Source organism: Streptomyces sp. NPDC060027, assembly GCF_042737005.1.
Lineage (GTDB): Bacteria > Actinomycetota > Actinomycetes > Streptomycetales > Streptomycetaceae > Streptomyces.
The window spans coordinates 1-11,424 of sequence record NZ_JBHWVI010000254.1 but is presented as its reverse complement, the minus strand read 5'-3'; the positions used below and the strand labels follow the sequence as shown (position 1 = coordinate 11,424).

Below are 11,424 nucleotides of genomic sequence, written 5' to 3'. Positions count from 1 at the left end.
GTTGACGGCCTTGCGCAAGCGCCGGGTCGCGCTCCTCGGCGTCGACGACCCCGAGCACCACGTCCAACGGCGCATGCTGGTACCGAGTTTCACCCTCAAGCGGACCGGCGCGCTGCGCCCCCGGATCCAGGAGACCGTCGACCGGCTGCTCGACCGGATGGCGGAACAGGGCCCGCCGGCCGAGCTGGTGAACGACTTCGCGCTCCCCGTGCCCTCCATGGTGATCTGCGCTCTCCTCGGCGTCCCTTACGGCGATCACGACTTCTTCGAGGCGCAGTCCCGCCGGCTGCTGCGCGGCCCGGCCGGCGCCGACAGCGAGGACGCTCGCGACCAACTGGACTCCTACTTCGGCTCGTTGATCGACCGCAAGCAGAGGGACCCCGGGGAGGGGCTCCTCGACGAGCTCATCCACGATCAGCTCCGCGAGGGAAGGATCGACCGGCAGGAGCTGATCTCCCTGGCCACCATCCTGCTCGTCGCCGGACACGAGACGACGGCGAACATGATCTCGCTGGGCACCTTCACTCTGCTCGGTCATCCGGAACAGCTCGCCGAGCTACGGGCCGAGCCGGGCCTGATGCCCTCCGCCGTCGAGGAGTTGCTGCGGTTCCTGTCCATCACGGACGGGCTGCTGCGGGTCGCGACCGAGGACATCGAGGTGGCCGGGCAGACGATCCGCGCCGACGAGGGCGTGGTCTTCTCCACCTCCCTCATCAACCGAGACGCGCACACCTTCCCCGAGCCCGACACCCTGGACTGGCACCGCTCGGCCCGGCACCACGTCGCGTTCGGCTTCGGCATCCATCAGTGCCTCGGCCAGAACCTCGCCCGGGCCGAGATGGAGATCGCGCTGCCGTCGCTCTTCGACCGGTTTCCCGGCCTGCGGCTCGCCGCTCCCGCAGACGCCATCCCCTTCAAGCCCGGCGACACGATCCAGGGGATGCTCGAACTCCCCGTGACCTGGTAGGGGATCATGGGCATGGGCATGGGCATGGGCATGGGCATGGACATGGGCATCGACCTCGACATCGCGATCGACAAGGACGTCTGCATCGGCGCGGGTCAGTGCGCCCTCGCGGCTCCCGGCGTCTTCACCCAGGACGACGACGGATTCAGCGAGCTGCTGCCGGACCGCACGGACGGCGCCGACCCGATGCTGCGGGAGGCGGCACGGGCCTGTCCGGTCGCCGCCATCACGGTGACGGAACGCGTCGGCTGAACCGGAGCGTGCCGCTATCACGGTGACGGAGCGCTCCGCTATCACGGTCACGGAGCGCGCCGCCATCGCGGTGACGGAGCGCTCCGGGCCGAACCGGGGCCCTACCGTGCTGACTTCAGCAGGAGCCGGGCCGCCGCGCGCGCCTGCGCGGCGGGCCCGGCGCTCCGGGTGATGCCCGCCGTGACCATGGCGCCCTCGGCGAGCAGGAAGAGGTGATCACCCAGCGCGGCGGGCAGCTCCGCGGCGCTCACCAGACCGGCCAGATACGCCCTGAACGCCGCCTTGTGCGCGCGGACCTGCGCGGCCACGCGCTCCGAGGTCGCACCGAGTTCGCCGTACGAGTTGATCCACGCGCAGCCGCGGAAGTCGGGTTCCGCGAACCACAGGCCCAGCCAGTCGAAGACGGCGAGGATCCTCCGCTCGGGATCGCGCTGCCCGTCGACGTGCTCGGCGAGCCGCTCCCGCCAGCGGATGTCGCGCCGCTCCAGATACGCCTCCACCAGCTGCTCCTTCGCCGGGAACAGCTGGTAGAGCCGTTTGAGCGAGACCCCCGAGGATCCGCGGATGTCGTCCATCCCGACGGTGTGGATACCGCGGCCGTAGAACAGCCGCTCCGCGGCGTCGAGGGCCTGCTCCCGGGCGAGCGCGAGCGCTTGCTCCCGGGCGGTCGTGCTGTCCATGCGGAGGGCTCCTTGACGGGAGAACGGTCGTTCTCTACCTTAGCCGAGGAGTGAAGGAGAACGCTCGTTCTCCTTTCATCGGATCCACGCCCCTGTGCCGAGGAGTCCCCATGACAGCCCGCCCGCCCCTGCCCCCCTTCACCCGCGAGACCGCCCTCCAGAAGGTCCAGGCCGCCGAGGACGCCTGGAACACCCGCGACCCGCACAAGGTCTCGCTCGCCTACTCGGAGGACTCCCACTGGCGCAACCGGGACACCTTCGTCACGGGCCGCGCCCGGATCGTCGAGCTGCTCACGGACAAGTGGGCGCGCGAGCACGAGTACGCCCTGCGCAAGGACCTGTGGGCCTTCGACGGCAACCGCATCGCCGTACGTTTCCAGTACGAGTCGCGGGACGCCGACGGCCAGTGGTGGCGCTCGTACGGCAATGAGCTGTGGGAGTTCGACGAGCGCGGTCTGATGACCCGGCGCGAGGCCTCCATCAACGACGTGCCCATCGAGGAGAAGGAGCGCCGGATCTTCGGGCCGCGCCCGGAGTCGGAACGCGGAGCGGCCTTCCCTCTGCGGTAGGGGAGCGGCCTTCCCGCTGCGGTAGGGGTCCGGGATCATCACTAGGGTTCCCGTGTGAGCGCACCCACCGAGAAGCCCTTCCTCTACGTCGTCGTCTGCGCGGCGGGCATCGCCGAGGACATCGGCACGTTGATCACCGCGGCCCAGGAGCGGAACTGGGAGGTCGGCGTCATCGCCACCCCCCAGGGCCTGGGCTTCTTCGACGCGGCGGCGGTCGAGGCGCGGACCGGCCGCCCGATCCGCTCGGCCTGGCGGGCCCCCGGCGACCCGCGTCCCTTCCCCGCGCCGGACGCGGTGGCCCTCGCACCGGCCACCTTCAACACCGTCAACAAGTGGGCGGCCGGCATATCCGACACCCTCGCCCTCGGAACGCTGTGCGAGGCGTACGGACTCGGCGTCCCGATCGCCGTACTGCCCTGCGTGAACGAGGCGTTGGCGGCTCACCCCGCCTATCGCGCGAGTGTCGAGCGGCTGCGCGGGATGGGCGTGCGCTTCGGCGACCCGTACGCCGGGAAAGTCCAACAGGACGGCGGGGGAACGGACTTCCGGTGGGAGCGGGTACTCGACCTGCTGACGCCCGCCGGGTGACGTCGGATCGGCTCATGGCCGGTGGAAGATCGTGATCGAGTGGCCGACCTCGTCGACCCGGCGGCTGGTGGCCAGCAGGGCCTTCAGCCGGGCGTCGGCCTTGTCGATCGACGTGTCGGAGACGACGAGCAGCCCGTGCACCCGGTCCGCGGGCACCTCGCGCGGATCGGCCGCGTCGATGCCGTAGGCGGACGGCACACCGGCGCCCTTGTACACGAGCCACACCTTCTCGCGCGGGTGGTCGCGCTCCAGCCGGTCGGCGAGGCGTCCGAGGTCCTGGCCCCAGTCGACGTTCGAGTCGTGCAGACGCAGGTACGTCTTCTCCGGGCCGCCGAACGCCTCGTTCGAGTACGGCAGGTAGTACGGGTACGTCAGCAGCGAACTCACGCCGACGAACAGGACCAGTGCCGCCGTGACGATCCCCGCCCACCGCCGGCGCACGACGACGACACAGCCCGCCGCGACCGCGAGGAACACCGGCATGAACAAGGCGTAGCGCACGCCGAGATCACGGGAGCCGGTCATCGCCGTGGCCAGCAGCAGCGCCGGAGGGATCAGCAGGTAGGGGGCGGCGGGCCGCAGCCGCCGCACGGCGAGCAGCGCGACGGAACCGGCCGTCCACAGGGCCGCCATGCCGAGCGGGGTCTTCACCAGCAACGCGGCCGGCAGGTAGTACCAGAGGGAGCCGTGGTAGAGACGGCCGAAGAGGAAGCCCGCCCAGACCGTGTTCTCGAAGCCGAACTGGACCCGCATCCCGTCCCGGTACGGCCGCGGCACGGGCAGCCCGTCGATGATCAGCGCGCGCAGTCCGTGCACGGCGGGGAGGTCCACGGGCGCCGCCCAGCGCAGCCGCGGATCGACGGCGAGATAGGTCGCCCACACCACCGCGACAGCCACCAGAGCCGTCCCGGCCGCGGCTGCCGCACCGAGTCCGAGCAGCCGGGCCTTCGCCCGTGCGTCGCTCGGCGGTGCGGCGGCGGGGCCGGAGCGGCCCGCGCGCCACACGGACAGGACCGTGAGGAGCAGCAGCAACGGAACGGCCGGCAGCATGCTCATCTTCGTGGCCACCGCCGCGCCGAGCGCCATTCCGGAGAGGGGCACGTACAGAAGCGGCCGTCGCCCGGCCCGCCACACCAGCCACACCGACGTCAGCAGGAAACCCGTCGCCGGCACGTCGAGCGTGGCCAGCGAGCCGTGCGCGATCACGTCGGGGGAGAACGCGTAGAGCGCGAGGGCGACCAACGCGCCCACGCGGCCCACGAGATCACGGGCGAACGCGAGAACGACCAGGCCGAACAGCAGCGTCAGGACGATCACCGGCAACCGTGCCCACAGCATCACCCGCCAGGGATCGTTGCCGGACTCGTACAGCAGACGCCGCCCGAGTTCCGTCTGATCGCCCTGGAACGCGGGATCGAGGTGCGGGCGCGCGAACAGCAGCCCGCTCCCGATGATCAGCTTGCCCAGCGGTGGATGCTCGGGGTTGTAGCGCAGGTCGTGCTGCTGGACGTAGACCGTCGCCGTGCCCACGTACACGGGTTCGTCGATCGTCGGCGACTGCTCCACGGCCGTACTGACCATGGCGAAGGCCATCTGGGCCAGCAGCAGCACCACGGCCACGACGAACAGCGACCGCCGGTGCCGCCGCAGCCGCTCGAAGCGGCGCGGCGGCGCCCCCTCGCCGCTCACCGGCACGCGGTCGTCGTGCCTGCTGGCCATGAATGTCGGCATGCCCTTTGTTACGTCCGCTCCCTAGGGGCCTGCTCATCGGCCGGCCCCCGGATTCGGGCGCGCGTCGAGGCGCCGGCCGTGATCGTCCGGCCGGCGCCCGGGCAGGGGAGTCATGAGTATGCCCGGCCTTCCGCGCGACTCAAGGGGTCGCGCGGGGCTCCGCGCGTGCTGCGGGGTGTGCTCGAACTCGGCTCAGTAGGGGGAGGCCGGGTCACGCGGTCCCGCCGAGACCGCCCTGCGCAGGGCGGCCCGCCAAGCGAAGGCCACGGCCAGCTCGACCAGGCCGATCAGCACCATCCACAGGCCGAGCAGCCGGGTCAGGGCGCGGGCCGACTCGGTCGGCAGCGCCAGCACGACGATCCCGGCGATGATGCCGATCGCCGCCGCGCACAGGACGAAGCCGCGGTGCGGCAGGTCCTTGCTGGCAATGGCCGTGTACGCGGTCAGCACACCGGACACGAGCCAGACGATGCCGACGATCAGGGACAGCGCGGCGATGGTCTGCAGCGGGTTGCGCAGGCACAGGACGCCCGCCAGTACGTAGAGCACGGAGATCAGGAGAGCGGCGAACCGGTTGCCCTGCTCCCGGTGCCCGAAGACCGACACGAAGCGGAACAGGCCGATCACCAGCAGATAGAGACCGAGGAGAACCGCCAGGATGTGCAGGGTCTCCTCCGGCCAGACCAGGACCAGGATGCCCGGGATCAGCGTCGCGAACGCCGAGCCGAGGAGCCAGGTCCAGGAGGCGCCGACCCCGGCCAGCACCGCCGCGGGGTCACCCGGGGGTGCGGAGACCGACCCCTCGGGCCTGGGCTCCGATCCGGTGTGCGGCGCCGAACCGCGCGATTCGGTCATGGTTCCTCCTCACGTCGTCGAGCGGACCATTGCCGGACCGCCGACGGGACGGTGGGTGGATTCCCGGCCTCCAGCGTCCCGTGCGCCGGCGCCCGGCGGGTCACCCCCGACGGGTGATCCTCGTGGCTACTCCGGCAGTTGGCGCATCTCCACCACCCGCAGCCCCAGCGACCGGCAGCGGGCCAGCAGCCCGTACAGATGCGCCTCGTCGACGACCGGTCCGAACAGGATGGTCTGCCCGGAGATCAGCACGTGGTCCATCTCCGGGAACGCTTCGGAGAGCGTCTCCGAGAGATGTCCCTCGACGCGGATCTCGTACTGCATGTGGGGCTCCCCACGGCGAGTGGCCCGGGGCAGGCGGACGGCACCCTTCCCCACGATCATCCGCCGTGCGGCCCCGCCCGCCCTCACCCTCAAAAGGTGAACCTCGGCCCGGGAGAGTCACCTCGGCCCGAGGCCCCGCCTCTCGCGTTCACGCCGGCCCGAGAGAGTCGGCCGGGGCGCCGGGGCCGGCGGATTCCTTCCGGCCCGACCGCCCGGTCGGCAGATGCGTCGTGACCAGGAAGCTGGCCAGGGTGATGCCGCCGGCCGCGAGGATCGCCGCCTTCAGTCCGTTCAGCTGCGCGGTCGCGTAGGAGTCCGTGACGGCGTCCACCTCGGCCGGCGGCAGCCCGGCCTGCTCGGCCGCCGAACGCACCTGGTCGGTGGGGACGAAACTGATGCCCGCTTCGAGCGCGACACCGGTCTGCTCGCGCGCCTCCTGCGACACGTCCGGATTCTTTGCCACCTGGGTGGTGAAGGCCTGGGCGAGGGCGCCGATCAGGATCGACCCGATGAGCGCGGTACCCAGCGCGGAGCCCAGATTCTGGGCGGTGAACTGGAGCCCCCCGACCTCGCTGCGCTCCTCCTCGCCCACGCTGGACTGCACCACGTTGCCCAGCTGCGAGGCCATCAGGCCCATGCCGACGCCCAGCAGGGCCATGGCCCCGGCGAACTGGGAGTCGTCGATGACCGGGTCGATGGTGCCCAGCAGCCACGCGATGGCTCCGAGCAGGGTCAGCAGCGCCAGCCTGACCACCCGGCGCGGCCCCATCACCCGCCCCAGCCGCGACGCCAGTACGGAGGCCACCAGCATGGTGACGGACACCGGGAGCAGCCGCAGTCCCGTCTGGAACGCATCGAAGCCCTGCACGACCTGGAGGTAGAGCGGGATGGCGAAGAACAGCCCCAGCAGGATGAGGTTCTGGCTGACCAGCGTCAGCAGACCGGAGCGCAGCGGCAGTATGTGCAGCAGGGAGAGATGGATCAACGGGTCGGCGCCGTGCGCCTCCCTGCGGCGTTCCCACTTGGCGAAGACGGCCAGGACGAGCACCCCGGCGGAGACGACGAACAGCGTCGGAGCGAATCCGAAGACGGTGAAGGGCGGGTTTCGGGGCTGCACCCATCCCCAGGAACTGCTCTGGAGCACGCCGAACACGCCCAGCGCCAGCCCGGCCGCCGACAGCGCGGAGCCCACGCCGTCCAGCCGGGGCCGGGGCTCGGGCCGGGCCGCTTCGGTGATCACCCCGCGGAAGAGGAGCATCACGACGACGACCACGACCTCACCCGCGAAGACCAGCCGCCAGGTGAGGTACGTCGTCACCCAGCCGCCCAGCAGCGGTCCGACCGCGATTCCCGCGCCGGCGAGCCCGCCGATGACGCCGTACGCGACGGCCCGGTCCCGTCCGGTGTAGGCCTCCGCGACGAGGGCGGCCATGGCCGGCAGCACCATGGCGGCACCGAGTCCCTCGATCACCGACCAGCCGAGCGTGAGGACCCACAGGGTGGGAGCCACGGCGGTCAGGGCCGACCCGACGCCGTAGACGACCAGTCCGAGGATGAACAGGCGACGGCGTCCGAGGATGTCGCCGAGCCGCCCACCGGTGGCCATGAAGGCCGCCATGACCAGCGCGTAGAGCGTGATGACGGCCTGGATGGCGGTGACCTCGGTGTCGAAGTCCTCGACCAGCTGGCTGATGGACACGTTCATCACGGAGGTGTCGAGCACCATCAGGAACTGGGCCGTGCCGAGCACCATCAGAGCGCGCCAGTGCTTCACCGGTAACCACCTCATCGAGTCGGCCCGCGACGCTGGTGCGCCGGAGAGTGGCGTCCGGCCCCTGCTCCGCTCCCATGACACCCGAAGAACGCGCTCCGCGCCTCACCCGCCGCGGGCGACCGGAGTCTGCCTTGCGACTTTCGGCACAGCGGGTGACGATCAGTGTGCGGGGGTTACGCCGGGGAGGGAGCTGTGGACCCGGACCGCATCGGATCGAACACGTCGCCGCAGCCGAGAGATCGCGGAGGCATAACCCCATGGCAGGGCTCCTGACCCCAGGGGGTGACCCCCTGCTCGCCGTCCGGTTCACGGTCCCGGACCTGACGGAGACCTTCGTACGCAGACCACGTCTGGTCGTACGTCTCGCCGAGGGTGTTCAGGGCCCCCTGACCCTGGTGAACGGACCCGCGGGCGCGGGCAAGACACTGCTGGTCGCCCACTGGATCTCCACCATGGACCACCCGGGTGACGTGGCCTGGCTGACCGTGGAGCACGAGGACATCGGGCCCGGCATCTTCTGGACGTACGTCCTGGAATCCCTGCGGCGTCACGGGGCGGATGTCCCGGACGACATCGGAAGCCCTTCCAGCCCCGGCGATGTGGACCACTCGCTGCTGACCCGGCTCGCGGCCTGGCTGAGCGAGCGCGCGGAGCCGGTGATCCTGGTGCTCGACGAGTTCGACCGGGTGGGAGCCTCGGCGGAGGTCGCCGACGAACTCCAGTTCGTCCTGCGCCACGCGGGCGGCGGTCTGCGCCTCGTGATCATCAGCCGTACCGAACCGCAGTTGCCGCTGCACCGCTATCGCGCCGCCGGAGAGGTCGCCGAGGTCCGGGGCGCCGACCTGGCATTCGTGCCGGGCGAGACGGCCGCCCTGCTGAGCCGCCACGACATCCGGCTGTCGGACGACGGCGCGCGGTCGCTGACGGAGTGGACCGGGGGCTGGGCCGCGGGGTTGCGGCTGTGCATCCTCGCGGCACAGCACGTGGACGATCCGGACACGTTCATCAAGAACTTCGAGGCGGGCCAGAGCACGCTCGCGGACTTCCTGCTGGCCGAGGTGCTCGAGGCGCAGTCGGACGAGACACAGGACCTGCTGCTGCGCTCGAGCATCCTCGAACAGATCAACCCGGAGCTGGCCAACGCCCTGACGGGCCGGGACGACGCGGACCCCATCCTGGCCGGACTCCAGCACGCCAACGCGTTCGTCGAGGCCATCGGCCACTCGTGGTACCGGCTGCACCCCCTGTTCGCGGAGATCCTGCGCGTCCATCTGCGCGTCAGGCTTCCGGGTGTCGAACCCGAACTGCACCGGCGGGCCGCCCGGTGGCTGAGCGACGCGGGACTCTTGGCGGAGGCCCTGCCGCACGCGGCGGGGTCCGGCGAGTGGGAGCTCGCGGCGGGCCGGTTCATCGACGAACTGGCCATCGGGCAACTGCTGACGGGACTCGACGCCGAGCGGCTCGACGGACTCTTCGCCGCCATGGCCCCGGACGCCGCAGGGCCGGCCGCGTGCCTGGTCCGCGCCGCCCGTGAGCTGAGCCGCCACGACGTCGACCGGGGCCTGGAACATCTGCGCCGGGCCGGGGAGAACCTGACCGGCGAAGGCGCCCACGCGGCGGCCCTGCGGCTGAGCCACGCGCTGCTGCGGGTGTTCGCCGCCCGGCTGATCGGCTCGGCCGACATGGCGGACGCGGCGGCCGAGGACGCGGCGGCGGCGGAGCGGTCCCTGCCGGCCGAGCGGCTCGAACAGCACCCGGAGCTGACGGCCCTGATGCTCACCGACCTGGGATCGGCGCAACTGTGGGCGGGGCGGTTCGACGCCGCCCGGACCGCGCTGTCCTCGGCCGTGCGGGTGGACGAGGGACCGTCCACCGCGTACCCCCGGCACGAATCGCTCAGCCGGCTCGCCCTGATCGACCTCCTGTGCGGCCGGCCGGGCCGCGCGGAGTCGCACGCGCGGGCGGCGGTGGCCGAGGCGGAGCGCTCCGGGCTGCCGCCCGCCGCCCGGACCGGGGTCGCCCAGCTCGTCCTGGCGGCGGTCGCCGTCGACCGTGACGATCTGGCCGCGGCACAGACGCACCTGGACCAGGCGACCGCCTCCTCCTCGGCCTCGCACGATCCCGTCGCGACGGCGGGCCTCGGCCTCGTACGCTCCCGGATACTGCTGGCCAAGGGGCATCCGAAGGAGGCGTTGCGCGTCCTGCAGGAGCTGCGGCGCCCCCCGCAGGGGGTCGAGCCCTCGCCGTGGGTCGCCGACCGGGTCGCCCTGGACATGTCCACCGCGCACCTGGCGCTGGGTGATCCGCTCGTCGCGATGGAAGTGCTCGCGGAGGAGGGGACCGCCGGGCCGGAGGCCGCGGTGGCCGCCGCCCGCGCCCGGCTCGCCACCGGCGACGAGGAGGCGGCGCTCGTGCTGCTCGACGAACTCTCCACCGAGCCGGACGAGGGGCCGGGCGTCACCGTCCGGGTGCTGCTGGCGCGGGCGCAGACCGCGGACGCGCTGGGCGACGAATCCACCGCACAGCGGCTGGTGGCCCGGGCCCTGCGCCTGGCCAGGCCGGAGCATCTGAGACGGCCGTTCGTGGAGGTCGGCCCCTGGCTGCGGTCACTCGTGCGCCGCCGGCCCGCGCTGGCGCTGGGCCAGGAGTGGCTTCCGTCGATGGCCGGGGTCCGGGTCACGGTGCCGGCCCCGCAGACGGGTCCGGCACCGGTGATCGAAGCGCTCAGCGACCGTGAGCAGGAGGTGCTGGAACGCCTGGCGCAGATGATGTCGAGGGAGGAGATCGCCGCCGACCTGCATCTGTCGGTCAACACGGTCAAGACCCACCTCAAGAGCGTCTACCGCAAGCTCGCTGCGACCCGCCGGGGCGAGGCCGTACGACGAGCCCGCGACCTGCACCTCCTGTGATCCGCGGTCGCGGGCGCTCGGTCGGGAGACCTGGTCGGTCGTCTCCCGACCCGTCTCCGAGACCCGTCTCCGAGACCCGTCTCTGAGACCCGTCTCCGAGACCCGTCTCCGGGACCTGGACCTGTCCTAGTCGGTGTCCGCGTCCGGTCGTGCCACGCAGAGTGCCCAGATCACGAATCCGTACAGGGCGATCAGCGTCAGCGACCACACGGGGTAGTACGGGATGGAGAGGAAGTTGGCGATGATCAGCAGCGCCGCGATGCCCACGCCGATCACGCGTGCCCAGGTGGCCGCCATGAACAGGCCGAGGCTCACGACCACCGCGACCGCGCCGAGTGCCAGGTGGATCCAGCCCCAGCTCGTCAGGTCGAACTTGAAGACGTAGTTCGGGCTGGTGACGAAGACGTCGTCCTCGGCGATCGCCATGACGCCCCGCAGGATGTCCAGGACGCCGGAGACGAACAGCATCACCGAGGCGAAGATCATCAAGCCGCCGGCCGCCGTCATGGCGGTCTTGGAGTGGGTGTGATGCTGGGTGGTTGCCATGGCAGAACCTCCGATGCAGGGCTGCGATCGCAGCCACTCACCCCGAGCCTGCGACAGCCGGGCCCCTCCGGCCTCACCCCCTAGGGGTGACGATGAACGGACACGCGTCCCCGAGTCTGTGAACCAGGGACCAGAGACCAGGGCCGGAGCCCGAGGGGGCCAGGGCTGGAGCCCGAGGGACCGGAGCCGGAGCCCGGCCGAGGGCCGAGGGCGGGGCCGACCCGGCGAC

The 11,424-nt window shown here is 71.6% G+C and carries 11 protein-coding genes; 5 read left to right on the top strand and 6 right to left on the bottom strand.

The genetic code is table 11. From position 1 onward, the window contains the following. Both ACFWBT_RS37290 and ACFWBT_RS37285 read left to right on the top strand, forming a co-directional pair. Positions 1–967, top strand: a 967-nt coding sequence (locus ACFWBT_RS37290; RefSeq protein ID WP_385707575.1) for a cytochrome P450, incomplete at its 5' end; no start/stop codon positions are given. 12 nt (positions 968–979) lie between these two features. After that, positions 980–1,219, top strand: a complete 240-nt coding sequence (locus ACFWBT_RS37285; protein WP_385707573.1) for a ferredoxin — start codon at positions 980–982, stop codon at positions 1,217–1,219. Positions 1,220–1,320: 101 nt separating this feature from the next. On the opposite strand, the gene ACFWBT_RS37280 is transcribed toward ACFWBT_RS37285, so the two are convergent. Continuing rightward, on the bottom strand, positions 1,321–1,899 hold the full coding sequence (locus tag ACFWBT_RS37280; RefSeq protein WP_385707571.1) for a TetR/AcrR family transcriptional regulator: 579 nt from the start codon (positions 1,897–1,899) through the stop codon (positions 1,321–1,323). 110 nt (positions 1,900–2,009) lie between these two features. Between ACFWBT_RS37280 and ACFWBT_RS37275 the strand changes: the two genes are divergently transcribed. Both ACFWBT_RS37275 and ACFWBT_RS37270 read left to right on the top strand, forming a co-directional pair. After that, entirely contained in the window at positions 2,010–2,468 is a 459-nt protein-coding gene (locus ACFWBT_RS37275) for a nuclear transport factor 2 family protein (RefSeq protein WP_385707569.1), read from the top strand. 54 nt (positions 2,469–2,522) lie between these two features. Further along, positions 2,523–3,056, top strand: a complete 534-nt coding sequence (locus ACFWBT_RS37270; RefSeq protein WP_385707567.1) for a flavoprotein — start codon at positions 2,523–2,525, stop codon at positions 3,054–3,056. Positions 3,057–3,068: 12 nt separating this feature from the next. Here the strand turns inward: ACFWBT_RS37270 and ACFWBT_RS37265 are convergent, their stop codons facing one another. From ACFWBT_RS37265 to ACFWBT_RS37250, 4 genes are all read right to left on the bottom strand, one after another. After that, positions 3,069–4,775 (bottom strand): ArnT family glycosyltransferase, encoded by a 1,707-nt coding sequence (locus ACFWBT_RS37265; protein WP_385707565.1) that lies wholly within the window; start codon positions 4,773–4,775, stop codon positions 3,069–3,071. A 204-nt stretch (positions 4,776–4,979) separates the two neighbouring features. Beyond that, positions 4,980–5,642, bottom strand: coding sequence for an HdeD family acid-resistance protein (locus ACFWBT_RS37260; protein ID WP_385707563.1), 663 nt, complete (start codon positions 5,640–5,642; stop codon positions 4,980–4,982). Positions 5,643–5,768: 126 nt separating this feature from the next. Further along, a complete protein-coding gene (locus tag ACFWBT_RS37255) occupies positions 5,769–5,966 on the bottom strand; it encodes a hypothetical protein (RefSeq protein WP_266764350.1) in 198 nt (65 codons plus the stop codon). Between the two features lie 148 nt (positions 5,967–6,114). After that, positions 6,115–7,740, bottom strand: a complete 1,626-nt coding sequence (locus ACFWBT_RS37250; RefSeq protein WP_385707561.1) for an MFS transporter — start codon at positions 7,738–7,740, stop codon at positions 6,115–6,117. Positions 7,741–7,997: 257 nt separating this feature from the next. Between ACFWBT_RS37250 and ACFWBT_RS37245 the strand changes: the two genes are divergently transcribed. Then, complete coding sequence (locus ACFWBT_RS37245) at positions 7,998–10,649, top strand: LuxR C-terminal-related transcriptional regulator (protein ID WP_385707559.1); 2,652 nt, start codon at positions 7,998–8,000, stop codon at positions 10,647–10,649. Positions 10,650–10,775: 126 nt separating this feature from the next. Here the strand turns inward: ACFWBT_RS37245 and ACFWBT_RS37240 are convergent, their stop codons facing one another. Continuing rightward, a complete protein-coding gene (locus ACFWBT_RS37240) occupies positions 10,776–11,195 on the bottom strand; it encodes a hypothetical protein (RefSeq protein WP_385707557.1) in 420 nt (139 codons plus the stop codon). Between the last annotated feature and the right edge of the window lie 229 nt (positions 11,196–11,424).

What these genes read in the sequence shown, in the direction of transcription:
- ACFWBT_RS37280 (WP_385707571.1), bottom strand. Translation starts at nt 1,899, where the DNA reads ATGGACAGCACGACCGCCCGGGAGCAAGCGCTCGCGCTCGCCCGGGAG.
- ACFWBT_RS37255 (WP_266764350.1), bottom strand. Translation starts at nt 5,966, where the DNA reads ATGCAGTACGAGATCCGCGTCGAGGGACATCTCTCGGAGACGCTCTCC.
- ACFWBT_RS37285 (WP_385707573.1), top strand. Translation starts at nt 980, where the DNA reads ATGGGCATGGGCATGGGCATGGGCATGGACATGGGCATCGACCTCGAC.
- ACFWBT_RS37265 (WP_385707565.1), bottom strand. Translation starts at nt 4,775, where the DNA reads ATGGCCAGCAGGCACGACGACCGCGTGCCGGTGAGCGGCGAGGGGGCG.
- ACFWBT_RS37240 (WP_385707557.1), bottom strand. Translation starts at nt 11,195, where the DNA reads ATGGCAACCACCCAGCATCACACCCACTCCAAGACCGCCATGACGGCG.
- ACFWBT_RS37260 (WP_385707563.1), bottom strand. Translation starts at nt 5,642, where the DNA reads ATGACCGAATCGCGCGGTTCGGCGCCGCACACCGGATCGGAGCCCAGG.
- ACFWBT_RS37245 (WP_385707559.1), top strand. Translation starts at nt 7,998, where the DNA reads ATGGCAGGGCTCCTGACCCCAGGGGGTGACCCCCTGCTCGCCGTCCGG.
- ACFWBT_RS37275 (WP_385707569.1), top strand. Translation starts at nt 2,010, where the DNA reads ATGACAGCCCGCCCGCCCCTGCCCCCCTTCACCCGCGAGACCGCCCTC.